Origin of the sequence: Streptomyces sp. NPDC006997 (assembly GCF_040635175.1) — a bacterium.
Lineage (GTDB): Bacteria > Actinomycetota > Actinomycetes > Streptomycetales > Streptomycetaceae > Streptomyces.
The window spans coordinates 1-26,297 of the sequence record NZ_JBEYHH010000001.1 but is presented as its reverse complement, the minus strand read 5'-3'; the positions used below and the strand labels follow the sequence as shown (position 1 = coordinate 26,297).

19 protein-coding genes are annotated in these 26,297 nt (G+C 73.5%); 9 read left to right on the top strand and 10 right to left on the bottom strand.

Features of this window, described 5'->3' with window-relative positions:
- Positions 1–12 precede the first annotated feature (12 nt).
- The 4 genes from ABZ659_RS00095 to ABZ659_RS00080 form a co-directional block, all read right to left on the bottom strand.
- Positions 13–963 (bottom strand): glycosyltransferase family 2 protein, encoded by a 951-nt coding sequence (locus ABZ659_RS00095; RefSeq protein WP_360211747.1) that lies wholly within the window; start codon positions 961–963, stop codon positions 13–15.
- Between the two features lie 108 nt (positions 964–1,071).
- On the bottom strand, positions 1,072–1,722 hold the full coding sequence (locus ABZ659_RS00090) for an NAD(P)-binding domain-containing protein (RefSeq protein ID WP_360211744.1): 651 nt from the start codon (positions 1,720–1,722) through the stop codon (positions 1,072–1,074).
- 155 nt (positions 1,723–1,877) lie between these two features.
- Complete coding sequence (locus tag ABZ659_RS00085) at positions 1,878–2,090, bottom strand: EF-hand domain-containing protein (protein ID WP_360211741.1); 213 nt, start codon at positions 2,088–2,090, stop codon at positions 1,878–1,880.
- Positions 2,091–2,145: 55 nt separating this feature from the next.
- A complete protein-coding gene (locus tag ABZ659_RS00080) occupies positions 2,146–3,066 on the bottom strand; it encodes a MerR family transcriptional regulator (protein ID WP_360211738.1) in 921 nt (306 codons plus the stop codon).
- Between the two features lie 68 nt (positions 3,067–3,134).
- On the opposite strand from ABZ659_RS00080, the gene ABZ659_RS00075 reads away from it, so the two are divergent.
- Positions 3,135–3,770 (top strand): GNAT family N-acetyltransferase, encoded by a 636-nt coding sequence (locus ABZ659_RS00075; RefSeq protein ID WP_360212268.1) that lies wholly within the window; start codon positions 3,135–3,137, stop codon positions 3,768–3,770.
- Between the two features lie 21 nt (positions 3,771–3,791).
- Here ABZ659_RS00075 and ABZ659_RS00070 read toward each other — a convergent pair whose 3' ends face one another.
- From ABZ659_RS00070 to ABZ659_RS00050, 5 genes are all read right to left on the bottom strand, one after another.
- Positions 3,792–4,958 carry a hypothetical protein gene (locus ABZ659_RS00070; RefSeq protein ID WP_360211735.1) on the bottom strand — a complete coding sequence of 389 codons (1,167 nt, stop codon included), beginning with the start codon at positions 4,956–4,958 and terminating at the stop codon, positions 3,792–3,794.
- 30 nt (positions 4,959–4,988) lie between these two features.
- Positions 4,989–5,492, bottom strand: coding sequence for an ATP-binding protein (locus ABZ659_RS00065; RefSeq protein ID WP_360211732.1), 504 nt, complete (start codon positions 5,490–5,492; stop codon positions 4,989–4,991).
- A 275-nt stretch (positions 5,493–5,767) separates the two neighbouring features.
- Positions 5,768–6,535 carry an enoyl-CoA hydratase-related protein gene (locus tag ABZ659_RS00060; RefSeq protein WP_360211729.1) on the bottom strand — a complete coding sequence of 256 codons (768 nt, stop codon included), beginning with the start codon at positions 6,533–6,535 and terminating at the stop codon, positions 5,768–5,770.
- Positions 6,536–6,631: 96 nt separating this feature from the next.
- A complete protein-coding gene (locus tag ABZ659_RS00055; RefSeq protein WP_360211726.1) occupies positions 6,632–7,903 on the bottom strand; it encodes an Ig-like domain-containing protein in 1,272 nt (423 codons plus the stop codon).
- A 211-nt stretch (positions 7,904–8,114) separates the two neighbouring features.
- Positions 8,115–9,356 (bottom strand): Ig-like domain-containing protein, encoded by a 1,242-nt coding sequence (locus ABZ659_RS00050; protein WP_360211723.1) that lies wholly within the window; start codon positions 9,354–9,356, stop codon positions 8,115–8,117.
- A 152-nt stretch (positions 9,357–9,508) separates the two neighbouring features.
- On the opposite strand from ABZ659_RS00050, the gene glgX reads away from it, so the two are divergent.
- The 7 genes from glgX to ABZ659_RS00015 all read left to right on the top strand — a co-directional run bounded on the left by glgX (position 9,509) and on the right by ABZ659_RS00015 (position 22,167).
- A complete protein-coding gene (gene glgX / locus ABZ659_RS00045) occupies positions 9,509–11,758 on the top strand; it encodes a glycogen debranching protein GlgX (protein WP_360211720.1) in 2,250 nt (749 codons plus the stop codon).
- 89 nt (positions 11,759–11,847) lie between these two features.
- The gene (locus tag ABZ659_RS00040; protein ID WP_360211717.1) at positions 11,848–13,674 is read left to right on the top strand and encodes an ABC transporter ATP-binding protein; all 1,827 of its coding nucleotides are present in this window, start codon (positions 11,848–11,850) and stop codon (positions 13,672–13,674) included.
- A complete protein-coding gene (locus ABZ659_RS00035) occupies positions 13,671–15,539 on the top strand; it encodes an ABC transporter ATP-binding protein (RefSeq protein WP_360211714.1) in 1,869 nt (622 codons plus the stop codon). The genes ABZ659_RS00040 and ABZ659_RS00035 overlap by 4 nt, the downstream gene beginning before the upstream one ends.
- A gap of 172 nt (positions 15,540–15,711) precedes the next feature.
- Positions 15,712–17,436, top strand: coding sequence for an ABC transporter ATP-binding protein (locus ABZ659_RS00030; RefSeq protein WP_360211711.1), 1,725 nt, complete (start codon positions 15,712–15,714; stop codon positions 17,434–17,436).
- Positions 17,433–19,193 (top strand): ABC transporter ATP-binding protein, encoded by a 1,761-nt coding sequence (locus ABZ659_RS00025; protein ID WP_360211708.1) that lies wholly within the window; start codon positions 17,433–17,435, stop codon positions 19,191–19,193. Before ABZ659_RS00030 ends, ABZ659_RS00025 begins: the two co-directional genes overlap by 4 nt.
- Positions 19,194–19,510: 317 nt before the next feature.
- Positions 19,511–21,568, top strand: coding sequence for a M4 family metallopeptidase (locus tag ABZ659_RS00020; RefSeq protein WP_360211705.1), 2,058 nt, complete (start codon positions 19,511–19,513; stop codon positions 21,566–21,568).
- 71 nt (positions 21,569–21,639) lie between these two features.
- The gene (locus tag ABZ659_RS00015) at positions 21,640–22,167 is read left to right on the top strand and encodes a DUF1990 domain-containing protein (protein ID WP_360211702.1); all 528 of its coding nucleotides are present in this window, start codon (positions 21,640–21,642) and stop codon (positions 22,165–22,167) included.
- A 297-nt stretch (positions 22,168–22,464) separates the two neighbouring features.
- Here ABZ659_RS00015 and ABZ659_RS00010 read toward each other — a convergent pair whose 3' ends face one another.
- Positions 22,465–25,089 carry a glycosyltransferase family 1 protein gene (locus ABZ659_RS00010; RefSeq protein ID WP_360211699.1) on the bottom strand — a complete coding sequence of 875 codons (2,625 nt, stop codon included), beginning with the start codon at positions 25,087–25,089 and terminating at the stop codon, positions 22,465–22,467.
- A 518-nt stretch (positions 25,090–25,607) separates the two neighbouring features.
- Here ABZ659_RS00010 and ABZ659_RS00005 point away from each other — a divergent pair.
- The coding region (locus ABZ659_RS00005; protein ID WP_360211696.1) for a maltotransferase domain-containing protein at positions 25,608–26,297 on the top strand (690 nt) is incomplete at its 3' end.

Here is a 26,297-nt window from a genome sequence, read left to right as displayed (position 1 = left end):
CCACTCTCCCCTTCAACCGTCTGACCTGCTGTTATGGTCCCGCCCGTGAACAACTCCGCTCTTCTTTCGGGCGAGCCGATATCGGCGCCGGTTTCGGGGGCTTCTCGGGCTGTGGCCCGGGTTTCCGCGCTGTTGGCGTGTGGTGCGCTGGTGTACTCGGTGGTGACCGCGCGGTTGCACGGGGATATCCGGTACGTGCTGGCCTGTCTGCGGAGCAGTGACTACTCGCCGTCGGAGACGTTCACGCACCGGCCGTTCTTCTACCGGTGGTTCCTGTACGGGCTGGACCAGCTCACCATCGGACCCACCGCCGTGCGGGAGGCCGTCCTGCGGCTGGCGGGGGCGCTGCCGTGTCTCGCGGCCGGGGTCGCGTTGCGGGCCGCGCTGGTGCGGCGGATGGAGCCGCGGGGTGGCCGGTCTGACGGCGGCGATGGTGACGCTGGGGCTGGCGCTCGCGCCGCGGACCGACGTCCTCCAGCCGGAGTGGGCCGCGGCGCTGCTGGCCGTGGTCGCCGTGGAGTCCCGGCGGGTGCGGCGGCGCGCGTGCACCACCTCGGCTCCGCCCCGCCACGCGTCGATCAGTTCGAGGCAGACGCGCGGCGGGTCCTGGAGGTCGGTGTCCATCACTGTCACCGCGTCGCCGACCGCCTCGTCGAGACCGGCGGTGATGGCGATCTGGTGGCCGTAGTTCCGGGCGAAGTCGACGATCCGGACCTGGGGGTCGTTCTTCGCCAGGTCGCGCAGGATGTCCAGCGAGGCGTCCTGGGAGCCGTCGTTGACGTACACCAGCTCGAAGAGCAGTTCCGGCCGGTCGGCGAGGACGGCGGTCAGCTCCTCGTGGAAGCGCCGGATCCCCTCCTGCTCGTTGAAGACCGGCAGCACGAAGCTGACCACGGTGTCCGAGCGGGGTATGTCCCCGGGGCGCCGCGCGGGGGCGGCATCAGTGACGGAGGCGTCAAGCATGGGCTGACGTTTAGGAGCGCTTGCTGAACAAGGAGGGAATGGACAGTGGCCGTTGGTGTTCCAGCGGCTGACGTGCACACCCCAGCGCCCGCTCCCGTCAGCGCCGGGCTACCCGCGCGGTCGGCGGGTCGCCTCCGCGAGGGCCCGGGTGACCTCCGCGACGCCGCCGCGCAGGCCGTAGACGGGGGTGTCGGGCTCCTGGCGCCAGGAGTCGTCGATGCCGCCCGAGTCGACGGTGTCGAAGCCGATCTCCTCGATGAGGGCGCGGACCTTGGCCTTGGCCGCCTCGTCGTCGCCCGCCACGGGCAGGGCCATGCGGTCGGGGGCGCCGGCCGGGCGGTGGCGGTCCAGGATGTCCTGGGCGTAGGTGCCGTTGAACGCCTTGACCACGGGGTGGCCGATCTGCCGCTCGACCCAGCGGCTCTCGGTCAGGCCCTCGTCCTCGATGCCGCTGATCCGGCCGTCGCGCTGCGCCGGGTAGTAGTTGTTGGTGTCGATGACCGCGACGCCGTCCGCGGCCTCCTTGAGCAGGCCCGACGGCAGGTCGGGGACGGCCTTCAGCGGGACGGTGACCACGACGACCTCCGCGCCCCGGGCTGCCTCCTCGGCCCGCACCGGGGTGGCGCCGGTCTCCTCCGCCAGGTCCTTGAGGGTGTGCGGGCCGCGTGAGTTGGCGACGGAGACCTCGTGACCGAGGGCGGTGAGCCGCCGGGTGAGGTTGCCGCCGATGTTGCCCGCGCCGATGATGCCGATCTTCACGACTGACCCTTTCGGAGTAAATGCATGTGCATGTAGCTCTTACGAAGGGCGGTAACCGTGAGGCCGCGCGGGCTATTCCGGGCCGTACGGCATCCGGGTGAACGACAAGACGGAGAAGGGGGCGCCCGACCGCTGGGCGCCCCCTCCACCGGACGTCACTTGTTCAGGTGCGCCCAGAACTCGTCGAACGACAGCACCTTGTCGCCGTTCAGGTCGCGGTCGGCGATGACGGCCTCGGCGACCGCCTCGGTGACGTTCCAGTCGCCCCCCTGGGCCAGCGCGGTCTTGAACTCGGCGGCGGTGATGACGCCGTCCCCGTCCGTGTCGATCCGCTCGAACTGCTTGCGCGCTTCCTCGATGTCCGCCACCGGCGTGCCCCTTTATATCCCGTTGTGTCTGACCGTCGTAATGACGGTGATCAGATTAACCGCCGGTCCTGGACCGCAGTGCGGCGACCACCCAGCCGAAGTCCTCGGCGTGCGCGGGCTGCGGTTCCCGGCCGTTGACCAGGGCGATCAGCTCCCGGTACCGGTTGGCCTCGGCGTGGAAGGTGGCCTCAAGGCGCTCCCGTACGGCGGCCAGGTCGGCGTCCGGGCCGAGGAGCTCGGTGAGGAACGGGTCGGCCTCCGGGGATTCCGGGGCGACGCCCTCCGCGCGGGCGCGTCCGGCCAGCTCCACCAGCCGTTTGAAGAACCCCATCGTGGCGCCCGGCGGGGTGTCCGGGCCGCGGCCCCGCGCGTTGAACTCCACCATCTCCCGCATCCGCGCCCGGAACGCCGGGTCCCGCACCAGCTCCGCCAGCTCCACCCAGGCGTCGACCTGCCGCGGGGTCGGGTCGTCCGGCAGGTCGACGACGGTGTGCCGCAGCCGGTGCTCGACGTCCGGGTCCACCGTGGCGCCCACGTCGCGGAAGACCTCCGCCGCGAACTCGTCCATGATCCGCCGCCGTTCGGCGGCCGACAGCCGTGCCAGCTTGTTCATCAGGGTCGTCTCCTCGGTGGTCGAGCCACGTCGCGCCACGGTCGACAGCACCGCGCGGGTCACCTTCAGGGTCCGGATCTGCGCGTCCAGCGCCACCACGTGCGCCGCCGCGACCTCGGCGACCGTCCGCTCCCCGGCCAGCACCCCGCGTACGTCGTCCAGGCCGAGGCCCAGTTCGCGCAGGGTGCGGACGAGTTCCAGCCGGGCGGCGGACTCGGCGCCGTAGAGCCGGTAGCCGCCCGGGGAGCGGGTGACCGGGGGCAGGACACCCTCGTCGGACCAGTAGCGGAGGGTGCGCACGGTCAGTCCGGTGGCGCGAGCCAGCTCCCCGATGGTGAGAAGTCCGGTGCCGTCGTCGATCATGTCTGCGAGTCTGGGCCTTCCAGTGGGTGGAGACTCAAGTGCGGGGTCCGGCGGGGCGGGAGGGCGCGGTGGAGGGGCTGCGGGACATTCTGGACGCGGCGGCGCGCGGGGTCTTCCCGCCCGCGGACGGCGGTACGACCGTCGTGCCCCAGGACTCCCCCCGGGACGCGGGTGTGCTCGCCTTCACCGCGCACTCCGTCGTCTTCACGGACGAGGACCCGGACTGGGTGTACGCCACCCTGCGGGCGCTCGACTGCGACGCGCTCGCCGCGACGATGAACCCGCGGTTCCTCGCCGCCTTCATGGCGCGGACGGGGCGGCGTACCGACACCGTCGACGTGATGACGGTCGCGTCCGCGCTGCCGGGCGCGCCCCCGCTCCCGCTGCGGGAGATCGCGGACCCCGACCACCCCCGGGTCGCCAGCTCCCGCAAGCGCCGCGACGAGGTGCGGGTGTGGGCCGCCGACGGCGGTGTGCTCGTGCTGGGGCGCGGGATCGCCGGGCGGCTGGAGGCGGCGGTGGAGGTGGACGAGGCGGTACGGCACCGGGGGCTGGGGCGGGCGCTGGCGACGGCGGCGCGGCAGCTGGCCGGGGGTGAGCCGGTGTGGGCGCAGGTCTCCGCGGGGAACGCCCGCAGCCTGCGGGCGTTCCAGGCGGCGGGGTACCGGCCGGTGGGGTCGGAGGCGCTGTTCGTGGCCCGCTGACCGGGGGGGCCGGGGCGCCGGTCAGCGGAAGATGCCGGTGTGGCCCAGCGAGTAGCGTCCCGGCTGGGGGTAGACCGCGAGGCCGTGCGGGGCGCTGCCGACCGGGACGCGGGCGAGTTGGGCGCCGGTGCGGGTGTCGATGGCGTACACCTCGTCGTCGTAGCGGCCGGAGAACCAGAGGACCCGGCCGTCGGCGGAGACGCCGCCCATGTCGGGGCTGCCGCCGCCGGGCAGGCGCCACTTCCGGGTCACCCTGCCCCGGGCGAAGTCGAAGACGGAGACGGTGCCCTCGCCCCGGTTGGACACGTACATCTCCCGTGAGTCGCGGCTGACGTAAAGGCCGTGGCAGCCCTCGCCGGTGGGCAGCAGGGTCGGCTCGGCGAAGCGGTCGCCGTCGAGCACCCACATGCCGTCGGCCATCATGTCGGCGACGTAGAACCGCTTGCCGTCCGGGGACACCTTCACGTCCTGCGGCATCGCGCCCTCGAACGGCAGCTTCAGCTGCTCGACGACCTCCATCCTCGCGGTGTCGACCTTGAGCAGTTCCCCGCTGAACTCGCAGGACACGATGAAGTAGCGGCCGTCGAGGGAGAAGTCGGCGTGGTTGACGCCGTGGCAGTCGACCGGTTCCGTCTTGACGGGCTTCATGGTGTGCGGGTCCCGGAAGACCAGCTCCCGGTCGAGGGAGGCCATCACGACGGCGTGCTTCCCGTCGGGGGTGAAGTAGAGGTTGTACGGGTCGTGCACCTTGACCGGGGTGCCCGCCTCGCCGGTCCTGGGGTCGAGGGGGGTGAGGGTGTGGCCGCGGTTGTTGTTCACCCAGAGGGTCTTCAGGTCCCAGGAGGGGACGACGTGCTGGGGCTGGCGGCCCACGGGGATGGTGTCGACGACCTCGTACGTCTCCGGGTCGATGACGGAGACCGTGTCGGCCTCGGAGTTGGGGACGTAGACCCGGGACGGGACGTCCCTGACGGCCGGGGCGAGGTTGCCGGGGCGGTCGGCGGCGTAGACGTCGGTGGGGTCCAGGACGGGGGGCATCCCGGGGAGGCCGTCGACGGCGGGTTTCCCGGACGGGGCGGGGACCACCGGGTGGGGGGTGGCGGTGGGAGTGGGACGTTCGGGGACGCAGGCGGTGAGGACGGCGGTGAGCAGGGTGGCGGTGGCGACAGCGCGGCGGAGGTGGTTCACCCGCACCATTTAAGGGGCGGGGGTGGGGGCTCAGCGGTCTGCGACTCTCATCTCGAACCACGTCGTCTTGCCCCTGGGCAGCAGGTCGACGCCCCAGCGGTCGGAGAGCTTGTCGACCAGGGAGAGGCCGCGACCGGTGGTGTCGAGTTCCTGGACGGGCAGGAGACACGGCAGGCCGCGGGAGGGGTCGCGGACCTCGATGCGGATCATGCCGCGGCGGCGGCGCATCCGGAGGCCGAAGACACGGGCGCCGGTGTGGCGTACGGCGTTGCCGACGAGTTCGGAGACGAGCAGGACGGCGTCCTCGGTCATCTTGGGGGTCAGCCCCCACTGCCGTAACACCACCACCTGGGCCAGCCGCCGCGCCGTCGCCGCGGACTCGGGGCGGGACGGCAGCGTGACCTCGGCGTCCGCGGGGTTGCCGTACAACTCCAGGGCCCTGAGCGCTCGTTCGTCCTCGACCGCGGGCGACCAGCGCGCCGCGGGCGCACGGCTGTGTCCCCGTGGCTGTTCGATGCCCTCCAGCCCCGCCATGCCCCCATCATGGCCGCCCAGCGGGCCCTTCGTGGCCGTTCCGGACGAATACGTCCCCGGGGAGCCGTCCATCCGGGGGATTCGGACGGCATATGCCACCGGCAGTTCGGAGTCGTCCACAAACCCGTTGAGCTGCGCAGACGGGTCGGCAGGCGGCAACGGACGGACTCCCTCGACGGTACCGGCGGCAGGTCGCACCAAGGCTTCCACAAACCGCCCCATCGAGGGAACCGGATGAGACATCACGTCAATTGCAAGGGGCAACGAACCTGTTTCTAGGAGAACTTGGCCTTGCCCGGCCCCTCATCCACGAAGCTCCTCATGCCGCGCTCCCGGTCCTCCGTGGCGAACAGGCCCGCGAACCAGTTCCGCTCCACCGCGAGGCCGGTGTCGATGTCGGCCTCCAGGCCGGTGTCGACGGCCTCCTTCGCGGCGCGCAACGCGAGCGCCGGCCCCTGGGCCAGCCGTGCCGCCCAGGCGTGCGCGGTCGGGTACACCTCGGCGGCCGGGACCACCTGGTCGACCAGGCCGATCGTCAGCGCCTCGGCGGCCTTGACCATCCGGCCGGTGAAGATCAGGTCCTTGGCCTTGGAGGGGCCGATCAGCCGCGGCAGCCGCTGGGTGCCGCCCGCGCCGGGGATCAGGCCGAGCAGGATCTCCGGCTGGCCCAGCCTGGCGTCGTCCGCGGCGACGCGGTAGTCGGCGCAGAGGGCGAGTTCGCAGCCGCCGCCCAGGGCGTAGCCGGTGACGGCCGCCACCACCGGCTTGGGGATACGGGCCACGGCGGTGAAGGCGTCCTGGAGGCCGCGGGCGCGCAGGACCATCGCCGTGTGGTCCATGGCCTGCATCTCCTTGATGTCCGCGCCCGCCGCGAACACCTTCTCCCCGCCGTAGAGCACCACCGCGCGCACGTCCGCGCGGCGCGTGGCCTCCTCGGCGAGCTCCTTCAGCCGGTCCTGCGTCGCGATGTCCAGCGCGTTCATGGGCGGGCGGTCGAGGCGGATCGTGCCGACGCCCTCGGCGACTTCGAGATTCACGGTCATGCCAGCAGGTTAACGGCCACTAACGACATCGCCCCGGTGCCGTACCTCACAGGGCGGAGGCGGGCACCGGGGCCGGCGGTCGGCTCGGCGGAGGGCCTACGCCTTCCACTCCTCCCACGGCATGTTCCAGCCGTTGAGGCCGTTCTCCGGGGCCACCACCGCGTCGTTGGAGTTCTTCACCTCGACCACGTCGCCGACCAGCGAGTTGTCGAAGAACCAGGCCGCGGGGGCCTGCTCGTCCCAGCCGCCGCGCACGTCGCGCAGGCCGATGCAGCCGTGGCTGGCGTTGTAGTTGCCGAAGGCGTCGCCGCCCCAGTAGTTGCCGTGGATGAAGGTGCCGGAGGTGGTCAGGCGCATGGCGTGCGGGACGTCCTTGATGTCGTACTCGCCGCCGTAGCCGACCGTCTCGCCGTTCATCCGGGTGACCGGCAGCCGCTCGGTGATGACCATCTTGCCGTTCCAGGTCTCCATGCCCGCCTGGCCGGTGGTGACGGGGATGGTCTTGAGGACCTCGCCGTCGCGCTTGACCGTCATCGTCAGCTTCTTGACGTCGACGACGGAGACCTGGCCGCGGCCGATGGTGAAGGAGACGGTCTTGGACTGCTCGCCGTAGACGCCGTCGCGGCCCTCGACGCCGTCGAGGTTGAGATGGACGGCGACCTTGGTGCCGGGCTCCCAGTAGTGCTCGGGGCGGAAGTCGAGGCGGTCGTTGCCGAACCAGTGGCCCTCGACCTCTACGGCGGGCTCGGTCTTGATCTCGACGGCCTTCTCGACGTCCTCGGGGTTGGTGATGCCCCGGGTGAAGTTGAGGGAGAAGGTCATGCCGACGCCGACCTTGGCACCGTCCTCGGGGGTGAAGTAGCCGACGAAGGTGTTCTGCGGCGTCAGGGTGGTGAAGGACGAGTCCTCGGCGGCCTCACGGCCCTCGGCGTCCTTCGCGACCGCGTGCACCTGGTACTTCGTCGACGCCGCCAGGTGGGTGGACGGCGTCCAGCTGGCGCCGTCCTGCGCTATCTCCCCCGCTATCTCCTTGCCCTTGGCGTCCTTGACGACGACCTCGGTCAGCTCGCCCTTGGCCGCGGTGACCTTCAGGGCGCCGCTGGTGTCGACGGACTCGGCGCCGTTCTCGGGGGCGATGGAGACGACGGCCTCCGACTGCGCGCTCTGTGTGCTGGTCGAGTCCCCGTTCTTGCCCTTCCCCCCGTTCGCGGAGTCGGAGGCGGCCCCCGAGTCCGGTCCTCCTCCACCGCCGCAGGCGGTGACGGCCAGCAGCAGCGCCCCGAGCAGCAGCGCCAGGAGCCCGTGGCTCCCCCGGCCACGCCCCCCTCGCGCGTCAACCGACGCCCCCGATATCGGTCGCACGTTCACGTTGTTCTCCCCTCCCCGGGCCCCAGATCCGGACCCGCGCGGGCCCGACCGGGCCCGTTCCCCCGCGCCGTACGCGCGGCGCGTTCCGCGCGACTCGCGCGTCCGCGCATATTAACCAGATGATCGGAGGGGTCTGTGTCGCGCGTTTGTCACTGTTTCGTACCGAGTCCTGGGGCGGGGCCCCAGGACCGGATGCGGCAGTCGTCCCAGGTCACCCGAGCGCGCTGCCCGCCTTCCACTCCGTCCAGCCCATGTTCCAGCCGCCGAGGCCGTTGTCGGGGGCGACCGTCTTGTCCTCGCTGCCCACGACCTCCACCACGTCGCCGACGAGGCTGCGGTCGAAGAACCAGCCGGCCGGGGTGTCCGAGCCGCCGCCCTTGTCGTCCCGCAGGCCGATGCAGCCGTGGCTGACGTTGGTCTCGCCGAACACGCTCGCGGGCGCCCAGTAGTTGCCGTGCAGGAACGTCCCGGAGTCGGTCAGCCGCATGGCGTGCGGGACGTCGGGGATGTCGTACTCGCCCTTGCCGTCCTTCTTCTTGAAGCCGACCGTGGCCCCGTCCATGCGGGTCATCTCCAGCATCTCGGTGACCACCATCTTGCCGTTGTACGTCGTCGACCTCGGGGCGCCCGCCGTGATGGGTACGGTGCCCAGCAGCTCCCCCTCGCGGCGTACCCGCATGGTGTGCCGGGCGGCGTCCACGACGGAGACCTGGTCGCGGCCGACGGTGAAGGTGAACGTGCGGTCCTGGAGGCCGTAGACGCCGGGGGCGCCCTCGACGTCCCGCAGGCGCAGGTCGACCGTCACGCGCGTGCCGGGCTTCCAGTAGCGCTCGGGGCGGAAGTCGAGGCGGTCGTCGCCGAACCAGTGGGGGCGGATCTCCACGGCCGGTCGCGCGCTCACGCGTACGGCCCGTTCGACGGCCGCGCGGTTCTTGACCCCGCGGTTGAACTCCAGCGAGACGATCATGCCGGTGCCGACCGTGGAGCGGTCCTCGGGGGTGACGTAGCCGATGAAGCGCTCGTCGGGGACGGCGGTGGTGAAGGTGGTGTGCCGCGCCGAGCGGCGGCCGTGCCCGTCGAGGGCGACGACGTCGACGGTGTACTCGGCGGCCAGCGACAGCCGCCCCTCGTCGGGTTCCCAGCGCAGTCCGTCGTCGGAGATCCGGCCCGCGACCGGCGTCTCGCGGGCGTCCTGCGAGCGGACCACCCGCACCGACTCAAGGCGCCCGCTGGGGACGCGTACCAGCAGCTTCCCGTCGGGTCCGACGTCGTCGGCGCCGTCGCCGGGGGTCACGCGGATGACGTCCCCGGCGGCGGGGGGCGCGCCGAGCGCGCCGATGCCGGGCGGTCCGCCGTCGGCGGTACACGCGGTTCCGGCCAGCAGTCCTGCCCATGTCACTACGGCGGCCAGTGCGGCCCTCGCGCGCCGCGCGCGCCCTTGTTCGTGCCTCACAAACGAACCCAACGACGCGCCCCGCCCTGGGGAAACGTGAGTGCGAGCCACGGTCTGGGCAGAACAGTGGGAGGACGACGCGACGGGAGCCACGGACGGGACACCGACGGCCCCTCACGGTGTCATGCCCACGAGCCGCGGGAGGCCGACAGGTGTCGAGCGCAGCCGAGCAGGAGACGGCGGCCGGAGAGGGCGGGCGTCCGGCCGCCCTGGTGAACGGCGCACCCCATCCGGCGCCGCCCGCCACCGGGCCGGTGTGGCCCGGCGCGCCGACGCCGCTGGGGTCCCGGTACCGGGTCGGCCCGGACGGCGTGGCGGGCACCAACTTCGCGCTGTGGGCGGGCGGGGCGGAGGCGGTCGAGCTGTGCCTGTTCGACACGGCGGGCGCCGAGCGGCGGCTGCCGCTGGCCGAGCTGACCCACGAGATCTGGCACGGCTTCGTGCCCGGCGTGCTGCCCGGCCAGCGGTACGGCTACCGGGTGCACGGCCGCTGGGACCCCTGGACCGGCGGACGCTGGAACCCGGCGAAGCTGCTGCTCGACCCGTACGCGCGCGCGGTGGACGGCGACTACGCCACCCACGGCCTGCCCCCCGAGGTGTACGGGCACGTCCGGGACTGGCCGCAGCAGCACGTCGCCGACACCGTCCGCGACGACCGGGACTCGGCGCCGTACGTCCCCAAGGGCGTCGTCGTCCACGATGACGACGACTGGGCCGACGACCGCCGCCCGAAGACGCCGTGGGCGGACTCGGTCCTCTACGAGCTGCACGTGCGCGGCTTCACCCGGCTCCACCCGGACGTCCCGCCCGAGCTGCGCGGCACCTACGCCGGGCTCGCGCACCCGGCGGCCATCGCGCACCTGACGCGGCTGGGCGTGACGGCCGTCGAGCTGCTGCCGGTGCACCAGTTCGCGCACGAGGACCACCTGCTCCGCCGCGGCCTGCGCAACTACTGGGGCTACAACTCCGTCGGCTACTTCGCCCCGCACGCCGCCTACGCCGCCACCGGTACGGCGGGCCAGCAGGTCGGCGAGTTCAAGCGGATGGTGCGCGCGCTGCACGCCGCCGGGATCGAGGTCATCCTCGACGTGGTCTACAACCACACCGCGGAGGCGGGCGAGCTGGGCCCGACGCTGTCCCTGAAGGGCATCGACAACCGCGGCTACTACCGCCTCCAGCCCGAGGCCCGCCGCTACGCCGACTACACCGGCTGCGGGAACACCCTGCACGTCGTCCAGCCGCACGTCCTGCGCCTCATCACCGACTCGCTGCGGTACTGGGTGACCGAGATGGGCGTGGACGGCTTCCGCTTCGACCTGGCGGCGGCGCTGGCCCGCTCCATGCACGACGTCGACATGCTCTCCCCGTTCCTCGCGGTGATCGCCCAGGACCCGGTGCTGCGGCGGGTCAAGCTGATCGCCGAGCCGTGGGACGTGGGGTCCGGGGGCTACCAGGTGGGCGCCTTCCCGCCGCTGTGGACGGAGTGGAACGACCGCTACCGGGACGCCGTACGGGACTTCTGGCGGCACGCGCTGCCCGACGTGCGGGAGATGGGCTACCGGCTCTCCGGCTCCAGCGACCTGTACGCCTGGGGCGGGCGGCGGCCGTACGCGTCCGTCAACTTCGTCACCGCGCACGACGGCTTCACCCTGCGCGACCTGGTGTCGTACGAACGCAAGCACAACGAGGCCAACGGCGAGGGCAACCGGGACGGCTCCGCCGACAACCGCGCCTGGAACTGCGGCGCCGAGGGCGAGACCGACGACGAGCGGATCCGCGCGCTACGGCGGCGGCAGCTGCGGAACCTGCTGACGACGCTGCTGCTGTCCACCGGGGTGCCGATGCTGGTCGCCGGGGACGAGCTGGGCCGCACGCAGGGCGGCAACAACAACGCCTACTGCCAGGACAACGAACTGGGCTGGCTGGACTGGGGGCTGCTGGCCGACCCCGGCTGGCGGGCGCTGACCGACCTCACCGCCCGGCTGATCGCGCTGCGCCACCGCCACCCGGTGCTGCGGCGCCGGGCGTTCTTCTCCGGGCGGGCGCACTCGGCCGACGGGCTGCGGGACCTGGCCTGGTTCACCGCGCGGGGCACGGAGATGACCGAGGAGGACTGGTACGCGCCCGCCGCCACGCTGGGCATGTACCTCTCCGGACGGGACATCCCGGGCCGGGACGAGCGCGGGGCGCCGGTCCTCGACGACAGCTTCCTCGCCGTACTGCACGCCGGGGAGGCGCCGGTGGCCTTCACGCTGCCGGGGGCGCCGTGGGCGGAGCGGTACGAGGTGGTCGTCGACACCTCGCGGGAGGAGCAGGGGGCGGCGCCGGGCGTGGAGTTCGCGGCGTGGGCGGAGGTGACGGTACCGGCGCGGACCGTGCTGCTGCTGCGCGTGCTGGCGTGAACGTGGCGGGGGCCCGGTGACCGCGGTGACCTGCGCGTGCCCGGAAACTCGGTGGGCAGTGTCAGTGGCAAACCGTAGGCTCGCCCCTGATGCCCACGACACCCGCCACCGCCGGACACCCCGTCCGCTCCGACCGCTCCGCCGTCCGTACGCTGCTGCGGCTGTGGCCGTACGTCCGTCCCGTGCGGGCGCGGCTGTTCACCGCCGCGTTCGTCGCGGTCGTCGCGTCCTGTACGGGTCTGGTGATCCCGCTCGTCCTGAAGTGGATCGTGGACGGCCCGGTCGCCGACCGGGACCCGGCGGGGGTGTGGCTCGGGGCGCTGTACCTGCTGCTGCTCGGCTTCGCGGAGGCGCTGCTGTTCGGGCTGCGGCGGTGGCTGGTGGCCCGGCCGCTGGCCGGGGTCGAGGCGGAGATGCGGGCGGACCTGTACCGGCACCTCCAGCGGCTGCCGGTCGCCTTCCACGACCGCTGGGCGTCGGGCCAGCTGCTGTCCCGGGGCACCACGGACCTGATGCTGCTGCGGATGTTCCTCGCCTTCCCACTGACGTTCCTGCTGGTCAACGGCGTCACCATCCTCGTCGGCGTGATCATCATGCTGGTGCAGGACGGGACGCTCGGGCTGGTCGTCCTCGTTCCCGCGGTGCCGGTGCTGATCACCTGCGTGATCTTCGAGCGGCGGTACGCGGACGTGGCGCGCCGGGCGCAGGACCAGGTCGGCGATCTGACGACCGTCGTCGAGGAGAGCGTGCTCGGCATCCGGATCATCAAGGGGTTCGGGCGGCACCGCAGCCAGGCGCACGCGTTCCGCGAGCTGTCCCGGACGCTGCGGGGCACCGAACTGCACAAGGCGCGGCTGCTGGCGACGATCTGGGGCGTCATCGTCGCCCTGCCGGAGCTGGCCATCGGGGCGGCGCTGGTGGTGGGCGTGGTGATGGTGGCGGACGGCGGGCTGTCCGCGGGCACGCTGGTCGCCGTCCTGTCGACGGCGCTCGCGCTGCGCTGGCCGGTGGACTCCATCGGCTTCCTGCTGGCGATGAGCCAGGAGGCGGCGACGGCGACGGAGCGGTACTTCGAGGTGATGGACGAGGGGGTGGAGGACGCCGGGGGCTCCGGTACGGCGGCGCCCGTGCCGGACGCGGGTACGCCCGGACTCCGCTTCCACGACGTCAGCTTCCGCTACCCGGACGCCCCGCCCGACTCCCCGCCCCTCCTCCACCACATCGACCTGCACATCCGCCCCGGCGAGTCCATGGCCCTGGTCGGGGCGACCGGCAGCGGCAAGACGACCCTCACGGCGCTGATCCCGAGGCTGCACGAGGTCACCTCCGGCCGGATCACGCTGGACGGGACGGACATCCGGGACCTGACCCGCGAGGAGCTGCGCGAGAAGGTCGCCGTCGCGTTCGAGGAGCCGACGCTGTTCTCGGCGAGCGTCGGGGAGAACGTCCTGATGGGCGCCGCCGACCGGGCGGGCGCCGCCGAGCTGAACCGGGCGCTCTCCGTCGCGCAGGCCGAGTTCGCGCACGCGCTGCCGCACGGCACGGACACCCAGGTCGGTGAGCAGGGCCTCAGCCTGTCCGGCGGGCAGCGGCAGCGGCTGGCGCTCGCGCGGGCGGTCGTCGGGCAGCCGGCGTTCCTGGTCCTGGACGACCCGCTGTCCGCGCTGGACGTGCACACGGAGGCCGCCGTGGAGGCGGCGCTCCGGCAGGTCCTCGCGGACACCACCGCGCTGATCGTCGCGCACCGCCCGTCGACGGTGCTGCTGGCCGACCGGGTGGCGCTGCTGTCCGGCGGCCGGATCACGGCCGTGGGCACCCACCACGAACTGCTGCACCGCCACGCCGAGTACGCGCACCTGATGTCCGGGCTCGCATCCGGCCCCGGAGCCGGTGACCAGGAGGACGACGACCGATGACGGCCCCGACGACGTCCGCTCCCGTCACGGACGGGGAACCGGACGACCGCCCACCCGGCAAGGCCGCCCCCGGCGGCGACCCCTTCGACCGGGACGTCCTGCCGACCCCGCCCGGCGCGACCGGCACGCTGCTGCGTTCCCTGCTCGGCCCGCGACGGGCCCGGGTGGCGGTGACGACCCTCCTGCTGCTGCTCCAGCAGGCGGCGGTGCAGGCGGGCCCGCTGCTGGTGGCGTACGCCATCGACCACGCGGTACCGGCGTTCCGCGACCACGACCGGGGCCCGCTGGTGGCGGTGGGCGTGGCGTACCTGCTGTGCGCGCTGGCGTCGGGCGTCTTGCAGTACGGCTTCATCGTCTCCGCCGCGCGGGTGAACCAGGACGTGCTGCTCGACCTGCGGGGCCGGATCTTCCGCCACGCGCAGGCGCTCAGCGTCGACTTCCACGAGCGCTACACCTCGGGCAGGCTGATCTCCCGCTCGACGACGGACGTGGAGTCCCTGCGCGAGCTGCTGGACGAGGGCCTCCAGGAACTCGTCACCGTCGTCCTGTCCTTCGCCTACATCGCGGCGCTGCTGCTCTGGCTGGACCTGGGCCTGGGCGCGGTCGCGGTGGCGTCGTTCGTGCCGCTGTACGGGCTGGTGCGGCTGTACCAGCACCGGGCGCGGCGGGTGTACCGGACGCGGTCCACGGCGATCGCGGCGGTGATCGTGAAGTTCGTGGAGACGATGAACGGCATCCGTCCGGTGCGGGCGTTCCGCCGGGAGGCGGCCAACGACGCCGACTTCCGGGTGCTGAACCGGCGGCACGAGCGCTCCAACGGCGACGCGCTGCTGGAGATGGCCCGCTATGTGGTGGGCTCGCGGCTGGTGGCCAACACGGCGGTCGCGGGGATCGTGCTGTGGGGGGCGTACCGGGTGGCGGACGGCACGCTGGCGCTGGGTGTGCTGGCGGCGGCGGTGCTGTACCTGCGGCGGCTGTACGACCCGATCGACCGGCTCGGGATGTTCCTGAACTCGGCCCAGTCGGCGGCGGCGTCCCTGGAGAAGATCGCGGGGCTGCTGGCGCAGACGCCGTCGGTGCCGGAGCCGTCGACGCCGCGTCAGCTGCCGGAGCGGCGGTCCGCGGAGCCGGGCCGCGAGGTGGTCTTCGACTCGGTCCGCTTCGCGTACCGCACCGGCGGCGAGGTGCTCCCCCGCTTCGACCTCACCCTCCCGGCCGGGCAGACGGTCGCCGTGGTCGGCTCCACGGGCGCGGGCAAGTCGACGCTGGCCAAGCTCCTCGCCCGGTTCTACGACCCCACGGAGGGGCGGGTCCTCCTCGACGGCGTGGACCTGCGCGACCTGCCGGTGCCGGAGCTGCGGCGCGGGGTGGTGATGGTGACCCAGGAGGCGTTCCTGTTCTCCGGCACGGTCGCGGAGAACATCGCCATCGGCCGCCCCGAGGCAACGCGGGAGGACATCGAGCGGGCGGCGAAGGCCATCGGCGCCCATGACTTCATCGCCTCGCTGCCGGACGGCTACGACACGGACGTACGCAAGCGGGGTGGCCGGATCTCGGCCGGTCAGCGGCAGCTCGTGGCGTTCGCGCGGGCGTTGCTGGCCGACCCGGCGGTGCTGATCCTCGACGAGGCGACCAGTTCCCTCGACGTGCCTGGCGAACGCGCGGTCCAGCGCGCGATGGCGACGGTCCTGAAGGGCCGTACGGCGGTGGTGATCGCGCACCGTCTCTCCACGGTGGAGATCGCCGACCGCGTCCTGGTCATGGAGCACGGCCGGATCGTGGAGGACGGCACACCAGGAGACCTCATCGACGGCACGGGCCGCTTCGCCGACCTCCACCGCGCGTGGCGCGACAGCCTGGCCTGAGGTCAGCCGCCCGCGCGGTGCCGGCCCCGCCAGCCGCAACGCTCACCCCCCGCGTACCGGCTGGCGGCGGGGGAAATTGCGTGGTGGCTGGTCAGGAGGGGCTTCTAGGGTGGCGGGGACCGGGCGGACAGCCCGTTTCGCTGCGGTGTTGGTGCCGTTCCCTAGGAGAGCCGTGATCGACGCGTACGAGGAGCCGGGCACGCCTGACTGCCGGAGTGGGGGGCGGTACCTGTGGTGGCTGGTGCGGGCGCAGGCGGGGCGGTCGGTGGGGGCCGCGGGGCTGGGGGTGGTGTCGCTGGGGGTGGCGGCGGTGGCGCCGTACCTGCTGGCGCGGGCGATCGACGACGGGCTGGCGCCGGGGGACATGGGCGTGCTGGGCGGGTGGGCCGGGGCGCTCGTGGTGACGGGGATCGTGGCCTCCTGGCTGGACATCTCGCGGCACCGGACCATGACCCGGGTGCGGATGGACGCCAACTTCCGGACGGTGAAGGTGGTCGTGGGGCAGGCGGTGCGGCTCGGGGCGTCGTTGCGGCGGCAGGTCGCGGCCGGGGAGGTCGTGACCATCGGGGTGGGGGACGTGCAGACCATCGCCACCGCGCTGACGGTGATCGGGCCGGGGGTCGGCGCGGTCGTCACGTACGCGCTGGTGGCCGTGGTGCTGCTGGGCGTGTCGCCGTTGCTGGCCGCGGTGGTGCTGCTGGGGGTGCCGGTGATCGCGGTGGCGGTGGGGCCGTTGATGGGGCGGCTTCAGGGGGCGGAGGGCGTGTACCGGGAGCGGCAGGGGGTGCTGACCGCCCGGATCGGTGATCTCGCGGGTGGGCTGCGGGTGTTGAACGGGCTGGGCGGCAAGCGGTTGGTGGCCGACGCGTTCGGGCGGGACTCGCGGCGGCTGCGTGACGAGGGGTACCGGGTCGGCGCGGTGACGAGCTGGATCCAGGCGCTGGGGCTCGGGCTGCCGACGGTGTTCCTGGCGGTGGTGACATGGCTGGCGGCGCGGCTGGTGGCGCGCGGCGACATCACGGTGGGCGAACTGGTGTCGGTGTACGGGTACGTGGCGGTGCTGGTGGTGCCGGTGTCGTACCTGCTGGAGTTCGGCAACCAGGTCAGCCGGGGGCTGGTCGCCGCGCGGCGGGTGGTGGGCTTCCTGCGCCTCGAACCGGCGCCGGACACCGGTACCCGGGACGCCCCCGCCGAACCGGCCGCGCTGTACGACCCGGCGTCGGGCGTGCGGGTGCTGCCGGGGCGGCTGACGGCCCTGGCGGGCGCCCGGCCCGCGGACGCGGCGGAGGTCGTCGACCGGCTCGGGCGGTACGTCCCGTCGGAGGCGGTCTGGGGTGGGGTGCGGCTGGACGAGGTGGCGCTGGCCCGGGTGCGGGAGCGGATCCTCGTGGCCGACCCCGAGGCCGACCTGTTCGCGGGGACGTTGCGGGAGGTGGTGAGCGGCAGGCGGCGGCCGGATGACGCCGCCGTCGAGCGGGCCGTACACGCCGCCGCCGAGGACGTGGTGCGCGGGCTGCCGGACGGCCTGGACTCGCGGATCGACGCGCAGGGGCGGAACCTCTCCGGCGGGCAGCGGCAACGCGTGCGGCTGGCGCGGGCGCTGCTGGCGGAGCCGGAGGTGCTGCTCGCGGTGGAGCCGACGTCCGCGCTGGACGCGCACACCGAGGCGACGGTGGCCCGGCGGCTGCGGGCCGCGCGGGCGGGCCGTACCACCGTCGTGACCACCACATCGCCGCTCGTGCTCGCCGAGGCCGACGTGGTGTACCACCTGGTCGACGGCAAGGTGGCCGCGCACGGGACCCATGAGGGGCTGCTGGCGTACGACCCCGGGTACCGGGGTCTCGTCGCGCGGGACGCCGATGACGACGTCAGCGACGCCGAGGAGGCCCGGTCGTGACCGGTTCCGGTGGGAAGCTGCCCGTCGCCGGGCGGCGGGACGTGCGGCGGGCCGTGGGGCGGCTGGTGCGGGCGGACGGGCGGGTGTTCGCCGGGGTGCTGGCGCTGAACGCGGCGGCGGCCGGGGTGGGGCTGGTCGGGCCGTGGCTGCTGGGGCGGATCATCGACGAGGTGCGCGGCGGGGCCGGGACGGGCGTCGTGGACCGGCTGGCGGTGGCCATCGTCGGGTGCGCGCTGGCGCAGCTGCTGCTGGCGCGCTGGGCGCGGTACGCGGGGCACCGGTTCGGGGAGCGGACGCTCGCCCGGATCCGGGAGGAGTTCGTCGGCCGGGCGCTGCGGCTGCCCGCGTCGGTGGTGGAGCGGGCCGGTACCGGGGACCTGACGGCGCGCGGCACCGCGGACGTGGCGACGGTCGGCACCACGCTCCGGGACGCCGGTCCCGAACTGCTGGTCTCCGCGCTCCAGGCGGCGTTCCTGCTCGGCGCGGTCGTGGTGGTGGACCCGCTGCTGGGCGCGGTCGCCGTACTCACCCTGGCCCCGGTGTGGGGCGCGGTGCGCTGGTACACGCGCCGGGCGCGTCCCGCGTACCTCGCCGAGGGCGCGGCCACCTCGGACGTCGCGGAGATCCTGGCGGCGACCGCGGCGGGGGCGCGGACGGTCGAGGCGTTCGGGCTGCGGCGGGAGCGGACGGCGGCGAGCCGCGCGGCGCTGGAGACCTCCCGCCGCACCCGGCTGCACACGCTGTGGCTGCGCAGCGTGTTCTTCCCCATGGTGGACTTCAGCTACGTCCTCCCGGTCTCCAGCGCGCTGCTGTTCGGCGGCTGGCGGTACACGCAGGGCGCGTTGAGCCTGGGCGCGGTGGTGGCGTGCGCGCTGTACCTGCGGCAGTTGACGGAGCCGCTCGACCAGCTGCTGATCAGGATCGAGCAGTTGCAGGCCAGCGCGGCGTCCTTCGCCCGGGTGGAGGGGCTGGCGCGGGTGGAGCGGCCGGCGGACGGGGCGGCCTCGCCGGTGCCCGCGGACGACCGGATCGACGTGGCCGGGGCGCGGTTCGCCTACGACCGGGGCGGTGAGGTGCTGCGCGGCGTCGACCTGACCGTGCGGCCCGGGGAGCGGCTGGCGGTGGTCGGCCCGTCCGGGGCGGGCAAGTCCACGCTCAGCAGGCTGCTGGCGGGGGTGGACCCGCCGAGCGCGGGGTCGGTGACGGTCGGCGGGGTGCCGGTGGCGGCGCTCGGTCCGGAGCAGTTGCGCCGTCAGGTCGTGCTGGTCACCCAGGAGCACCACGTCTTCCTCGGCACCGTGCGGGACAACCTCCTGATCGCCGAGCCGTCCGCCACGGACGACCGGTTGTGGGCGGCGCTCACCGCGGTCGGCGCGGACGGCTGGGTGCGCGAGCTGCCGGGCGGGCTGGACGCCGACCCGGGTGCGGAGGGCCACCGCGCCGACGGCTCGCGGGCGCAGCAGCTCGCGCTGGCGCGGGTGGTGCTGGCCGACCCGCACACCCTGATCCTCGACGAGGCGACCGCCCTGCTGGACCCGGCGACCGCCCGGCACACCGAGCGCGCCCTCGCCGCGGTGCTGCACGGCCGTACGGTCATCGCGATCGCGCACCGGCTGCACACCGCGCACGACGCGGACCGGGTGGCGGTGATGGAGGACGGGCGCCTGACCGAACTCGGCACGCACGAGGACCTGGTGGCGGCGGACGGGGCGTACGCGCGGCTGTGGCGGACGTGGCACGGGGAGACGCCCGACTGAGCCGTGATCTGAAACAGGACACGACTCACGTGGCGAGACGAGACCTCAGGAGACCGGCTCACCAGGCGTGCTCCCCGGGGCGTTGGTGGCCCACCCCGGAAGGCCACCCACGACCGGCTCCGTTTATCGAACGTGAACTCCCGGACAACGGACGATATCCAGCCAATCTCTTGACGCGCTCCTGACAGAAACCATGGTCTCCTGACACGCTTCCCCACGGCCCCGCACCCCACGCACCACCGTTCTGCCCGGACGGCCCACCTGTCGTCCGGTCTCCCCCTGGCCGCGCGACCCGCGGCCACGCAGAAGGAGCCAGTGTGAGAAGCCACCCCCACAGACCCACCCCCTCCGCGCGCCAGCGCCGCCGCGCCGCCGCCGTCGCCCTCGCCGGTGTCGCCGCGCTCGTCGCGACCGCCGTCCAGACGGGCGTCGCCACCGCCTCCCCCGAGCAGGCCGGACAGGCCCGCCCGGTCGCGGGCAAGGCCGACCCGGGCGCACTGCCCGTCAAGCTCAGCCCCGCCCAGCGCGCCGCGCTGATCCACGAGGCCGAGGCGGACAGCGCGGAGACCGCCGGGGAACTGAACCTCGGCGCCAAGGAGAAGCTCGCTGTCAAGGACGTCCTCAAGGACCGCGACGGCACCCTGCACACCCGCTACGAGCGCACCTACGCCGGGCTCCCCGTGCTCGGCGGCGACGTCGTGGTCGAGACCTCCGCGTCCGGCGAGGTCGAGCACGTCGCCCGCGCCACCCGCGCCGCGCTCAAGGTGCCCACCCTGACCCCCGAGGTCGGCACCGCGCACGCCGAACGGCAGGCCCTGAACGCGGCGAAGGCCGAGGACGCCAAGAGCCCCGACGTCAGCCGCGCCCCCCGCAAGGTCGTCTGGGCGGCCGACGGCAAGCCGGTCCTCGCCTACGAGACGGTGGTCGGCGGCTTCCAGCACGACGGCACCCCGCAGGAGCTGCACGTCGTCACCGACGCGGCCAGCGGCGCCAAGCTGTACGAGTGGGAGGCCATCGAGACCGGCACCGGCCACACCGTCTACAGCGGCACGGTCCCGCTCACGACCACCCAGTCCGGGTCGTCGTACAACCTCACCGACGGCGCCCGCGGCAACCACCGCACGTACAACCTGAACCGGGGCACCTCCGGCACCGGCACCCTGTTCTCCGGCTCCGACGACGTCTGGGGCAACGGCAGCCCCTCGAACCTGGAGTCGGCCGCCGCCGACGCCCACTACGGCGCCGCGCTGACCTGGGACTACTACAAGAACGTGCACGGCCGCAACGGCATCCGCGGGGACGGCGTCGGCGCCTACTCCCGGGTCCACTACGGCAACAACTACGTCAACGCCTTCTGGTCCGACAGCTGCTTCTGCATGACCTACGGCGACGGCTCCGGCAACGCCAACCCGCTCACCGCCATCGACGTCGCCGGGCACGAGATGACCCACGGCCTGACGTCGAACACCGCGGGCCTGAACTACAGCGGCGAGTCCGGCGGCCTGAACGAGGCCACCTCGGACATCTTCGGCACCTCGGTCGAGTTCTTCGCGGCCAACTCCTCCGACGTCGGTGACTACCTCATCGGCGAGGAGATCGACATCCGCGGCGACGGCTCCCCGCTGCGCTACATGGACAAGCCCAGCAAGGACGGCTCGTCCAAGGACAGCTGGTACTCCGGCATCGGCTCGATCGACGTGCACTACTCCTCGGGCCCGGCGAACCACTTCTTCTACCTGCTCAGCGAGGGCAGCGGCACCAAGACCATCAACGGGGTCACCTACAACTCCCCGACCTCCGACGGTCTGCCGGTGACCGGCATAGGCCGCGCCAAGGCCGAGCAGATCTGGTTCAAGGCGCTCACCACGAAGTTCACCTCCACCACCAACTACGCGGGCGCCCGCACCGGCACCCTCGCGGTCGCCAGCGCGCTGTACGGCGCCACGAGCGCGGAGTACAAGGCCGTGCAGGACGCCTGGGCGGCCGTCAACGTCGGCACCCGCTCCGGCGGCGGAGGCGGGGGCGGCACGACCTACGAGTCCACCACCGACGTCTCCATCCCGGACAACGGCGCCGCGGTGACCTCGTCGATCTCCGTGACCGGCCGCACCGGCAGCGCGCCGTCCAACCTCCAGGTGTCCGTGGACATCGTGCACACCTGGCGCGGTGACCTGGTGATCGACCTGCTCGCCCCGGACGGCTCGGCGTACCGCCTGAAGAACTTCTCGTCCTCCGACTCGGCGGACAACGTCCAGGAGACCTACACGGTCAACGCCTCCTCCGAGACCGCCAACGGCACCTGGCGGCTGAGGGTGCAGGACCAGGCGCGCTACGACACGGGCTACATCAGCGGCTGGTCGCTGACGTTCCCGTAACCCCCACCGGAGCGCGTCGCGGCGGCAACCGGAGTCCACTGGCCCCGGTTGCCGCCGTAGTCTTGGGTCCCATGTCAGCCACGGACGGGGCGGAGTTCACCTACGACCACGTCGGCGCGACCCGGGAACCGGACTTCTGTCCGCCCGGGTTCCACCGGCTCCACGTGCGCGCCCGGATAGGAGAGGGCCAGGCGGTGTTCCGCCGGGCCGCCGAGGCGCTGGGCACCTGGGAACTGCACCGCACGGTCGGCGTCGGCATGGACACCGGCGCCGACCGGGCGGCCCCCGGCGTCGAGGTCACCGTCCGGCTCGCCGGGCTGGTGAAGGCGCCCTGCCGGGTGGTGTGGACGGTGGACGAGGACCGCCGCTCGGGCTGGGCCTACGGCACGCTGGACGGCCACCCGGAGTGCGGCGAGGAGGCGTTCGTGGTGGACCGCACCGGCGACGGCACGGTCTGGCTGACCATACGGGCGTTCAGCCGCCCGGCGAAGTGGTACACCCGCGCGAGCGGCCCCGCGACCCGCGGCCTCCAGCACGCCTACGCCCACCGCTGCGGCACCGTCCTCCGCCGCCTGTGCGCCCCGCACGCCGAGTTCTGACCAGCACGAGGCACGCCCACCACCGCACCGACGCCCCGGCCACCCGCACGGCCCCGCTCCGAGACCTGAGCCCAGCGGCGGGCCCGCCTACCGGCCCCGTCCCGCATCCCCACCCCGGCCACAGACGCACGCCAGCGCCTCAGCGCCTCAGCAGAGACCCGCCGATCGCCCCCGCCCCCACACAGACGCACGCCACCCGCTCAGCGAACCCGCCAACCAGCGCCGCCCGCAGGCCCGGCCCGGCGGGCCACGCCGCCGCGGCCGCCGCCCGGCGGCGCGGCGCGCGCCCGGCGCCCCTCACCGCATCAGCACCCCCGCCCCCTCCGCGACCTCCTCCGAAGGCACCGTCAGCAGGCCCAGTTCCGTGCCGGAGGCCAGCAGGCGGTGGGCCGGGAGGATGCGGACCGTGTAGCCGTAGGGACCGGTGCGGTCCAGGGCGAGGGGACCCTCGTAGGCCCAGCGGCCCTCCAGGTCGGGACCGCCCGCGGCCTTCAGGGCGACGGTCGTCGCGTCGGCGATCCGGTCCTCGGAGTCCACCCGGCCGGAGACCGCCTGCACCTCCACGTCGTCGGGACCCAGGTCGCCGAGGCCGACCCGGACCCGCAGGGTGAGCGTGGCGCCGAGTTCCGCGGTCGCGGCGGTGGCCGACGTCTCCACGTGGTCGACGGTGACCCGCGGCCACGCCGCCCGCACCCGCGCCTTCCACACCGCCAGCTCACGCGCCGAGTCGGGGTCGACGGCCCGGTGGGCGCGGGCGGCGGGCGCGTACAGCCGCTCCACGTACTCCCGGACCATCCGCCCCGCCAGCACCTTCGGCCCGAGCAGGCCGAGCGTCTGCCGGACCATCTCGATCCAGCGGTCCGGCAGCCCGCCCGTACCCCGCTCGTAGAACCGCGGCGTCACCCGCTGCTCCAGCAGGTCGTACAGCGCCGCCGCCTCTATGTCGTCGCGCCGGTCGGCGTCCGTGGCGGAGCCGTCGGCGGTGGGGATCGCCCAGCCGAAATCGGGCTGGAACCACTCGTCCCACCAGCCGTCCAGGACGGACAGGTTGAGGCAGCCGTTCAGCGCGGCCTTCATCCCGCTCGTCCCGCACGCCTCCAGCGGCCGGAGCGGGTTGTTCAGCCAGATGTCGCAGCCGGGGTAGAGCTTCTGCGCCATCGCCATGCCGTAGTCCGGCAGGAAGACGATCCGGTGCCGCACGCGCGGGTCGTCGGCGAAGCGGACCAGCTCCTGGATGAGCCGCTTGCCGCCGTCGTCCGCCGGGTGCGCCTTGCCCGCGACGACGATCTGCACCGGCCGCTCGGGGTGCAGCAGCAGGTCCATCAGCCGGTCCTGGTCCCGCAGCATCAGCGTCAGCCGCTTGTACGACGGGACGCGGCGCGCGAACCCGATGGTCAGCACGTCCGGGTCGAGCACGCCGTCGATCCAGCCCAGCTCGGCCGTACCCGCGCCGCGCTGCCGCCACGAGGCCCGCAGCCGCTCGCGCACCTCGTCCACGAGCTGCTCGCGCAGCGCCCGGCGCAGCTCCCAGATGTCCTGGTCGGGGATGTCGGCGACGGCGTCCCAGCGCTCCGAGCCGCCCACGGTCAGCGCGTCCTCGGCACGCTGCGCGCCGACCTGCCGGGCACCGAGCCGGAACACCTCCGGCGCCACCCAGGTGGGCGCGTGCACCCCGTTGGTGACGGAGGTGATCGGCACCTCGGCGGCGTCGAAGCCCGGCCAGAGCCCGGAGAACATCTCCCGGCTGACGTCGCCGTGCAGCAGGGAGACCCCGTTGGCGCGCTGCGCGAGCCGCAGCCCCATCACGGCCATGTTGAACAGGTTGGGCTCCCCGCCCGGGTACGTCTCCATGCCCAGGCGCAGGATCCGCTCGACGTCGATCCGGGGCAGCTCGGCGTCGGCGCCGAAGTGCCGGGCGACCAGCTCCCGGTCGAAGCGGTCGATCCCGGCCGGGACCGGTGTGTGCGTGGTGAACACGGTCCCGGCGCGCACCGCCTCAAGCGCCGCGTCGAACTCCAGCCCGTCGTCGCACAGCTCGGCGATCCGCTCCAGGCCGAGGAAGCCCGCGTGACCCTCGTTGGTGTGGAACACCTCCGGCGCCGGGTGGCCGGTCAGACGGCAGTACGTCCGCACCGCCCGCACCCCTCCTATACCCAGCAGCATCTCCTGGAGGAGCCGGTGCTCGCTGCCGCCGCCGTAGAGCCGGTCGGTCACCCCGCGCTCGCCGGCGGCGTTCTCCTCCACGTCGGAGTCGAGCAGCAGCAGCGGGATCCTGCCCACCTGGGCCAGCCAGATCCGGGCCCGCAGCGACCGCCCGCCGGGCAGCGCCAGGGAGACGCGCGCCGGGGTGCCGTCCTCCTCCCTGACCAGGGCGAGCGGCAGCTCGTTGGGGTCGAGGACGGGATAGTGCTCCTGCTGCCAGCCGTCCCGGGAGAGGGACTGCCGGAAGTAGCCGTGCCGGTAGAGCAGCCCCACCCCGACCAGCGGGACGCCGAGGTCGCTGGCCGCCTTCAGGTGGTCGCCGGCGAGGATGCCGAGGCCGCCGGAGTACTGGGGCAGCGCGGCGGTGATCCCGAACTCGGGGGAGAAGTAGGCGACGGCGGCGGGCAGTTCGGCGTACTGCGGCTGGTTCTGGTACCAGCGGTCGCCGGTGACGTAGTCGTTGAGGTCGCCCGTGGCCGTGCCGAGGCGGCGCAGGAAGCGGCGGTCCTGGGCCAGCTCCGCGAGCCGCTCCGGCGCCACGCTCCCCAGCAGCCGTACCGGATCGCCGCCCGAGGCGGCCCACTGTTCGGGGTCCACGGACTGGAAGAGGTCGCGGGTCTCCGGGTGCCAGGACCAGCGGAGGTTGCGGGCGAGATCGCTCAGGGGCCGGAGGGGCTCGGGAAGTACGGGACGGACGGTGAACCGACGGATCGCCTTCACATTCCACCTCGGTGGTCGCGGATGAGACCGCCGGGGCGGTCTCGTCGTCTGACGGGAAACGGTACCGGCGCGGACACCGCTCCCGCTGGGAGTGCACCCGGCAGTTCGTCTGGAAATCACCATAGATTTCACCCCGCCCGGGAGGCTGCCCAGCGGCCCGCCGGTCCACGCCGGACGTATACGGCGCCGAACCCGCCCGCCCGACGGACGAGTTCCGGCCGTTCTCACGCCCCCGGCGCACGCCCCCGGGCCACCAGGGGCGGATCCCATCTGACGGACTTCTCCCAATACCGTCCCGTTCGTGGCACAGTCCCGCTGTCGGCTCCGCACCTCTCGGAGGAGGCCGGTCTTGGGTGTAGACATACGTCTGAGTAGTTAACAAAGTGCCGGATTGCTCACCCGAATAGGGTGGGAAGGCTCCTGCGGAACACCCCGCAGACACCTCACGCACGACATCCCGCAGACGCACCTCCCCCCATGCCATCCGCCCACCCACGTTGACGCGGACAGGAGCGGTGATGCCCGCCTCGCACCATTCGTCAGCACCCCCGACAGCCAGCACCGAAGGCCACGACGCCTTCCCCGCGCGCCCCGTCGACGCCGGTCCCGCCGCCCCGGAGCCACCCTCCGCGGCGGGCGGGGACACCGCCGTCGGGCGCATACCGGTCCTGGACGTCCGCCCGGTCGTCCAGCACGGCCGCAGGCCCGCCAAGGCGGTCACCGGCGAGACGTTCGAGGTGTCGGCGACCGTGTTCCGCGAGGGGCACGACGCCGTCGCCGCCAACGTCGTACTCAAGGACCCCGAGGGGCGGCCGGGCCCCTGGACGCCGATGCGGGAACTGGCCCCCGGCACCGACCGCTGGGGCGCCACCGTCACCGCGGGCGCGCCCGGCCGGTGGACGTTCACCGTCGAGGCGTGGGGCGACCCGGTCACCACGTGGCGGCACCACGCGCGGATCAAGGTCCCCGCGGACATCGACACGGAACTCGTCATGGCGGAGGGCGCGCTCCTGCACGAGCGGGCCGCCGCCGGGGTGCCCGACGAGGACGGCGCGCGCGCCACCGTCGAGGCCGTGGTCGACGCCCTGCGCGACGGGTCCCGCCCCGCCGCGTCCCGGTTGGCGGCGGCGTTGACGCCGGAGGTGGACGCGGTGCTGGCCCGCTACCCGCTGCGGGACCTGGTGACGCGGTCGCCGGAGATGCCGCTG

Coding starts and splice junctions, on each gene's coding strand:
- ABZ659_RS00095 (WP_360211747.1), bottom strand. CDS start 963: ATGCTTGACGCCTCCGTCACTGATGCCGCCCCCGCGCGGCGCCCCGGG.
- ABZ659_RS00080 (WP_360211738.1), bottom strand. CDS start 3,066: ATGATCGACGACGGCACCGGACTTCTCACCATCGGGGAGCTGGCTCGC.
- ABZ659_RS00065 (WP_360211732.1), bottom strand. CDS start 5,492: ATGGCGGGGCTGGAGGGCATCGAACAGCCACGGGGACACAGCCGTGCG.
- ABZ659_RS00060 (WP_360211729.1), bottom strand. CDS start 6,535: ATGACCGTGAATCTCGAAGTCGCCGAGGGCGTCGGCACGATCCGCCTC.
- ABZ659_RS00040 (WP_360211717.1), top strand. CDS start 11,848: ATGCCCACGACACCCGCCACCGCCGGACACCCCGTCCGCTCCGACCGC.
- ABZ659_RS00035 (WP_360211714.1), top strand. CDS start 13,671: ATGACGGCCCCGACGACGTCCGCTCCCGTCACGGACGGGGAACCGGAC.
- ABZ659_RS00015 (WP_360211702.1), top strand. CDS start 21,640: ATGTCAGCCACGGACGGGGCGGAGTTCACCTACGACCACGTCGGCGCG.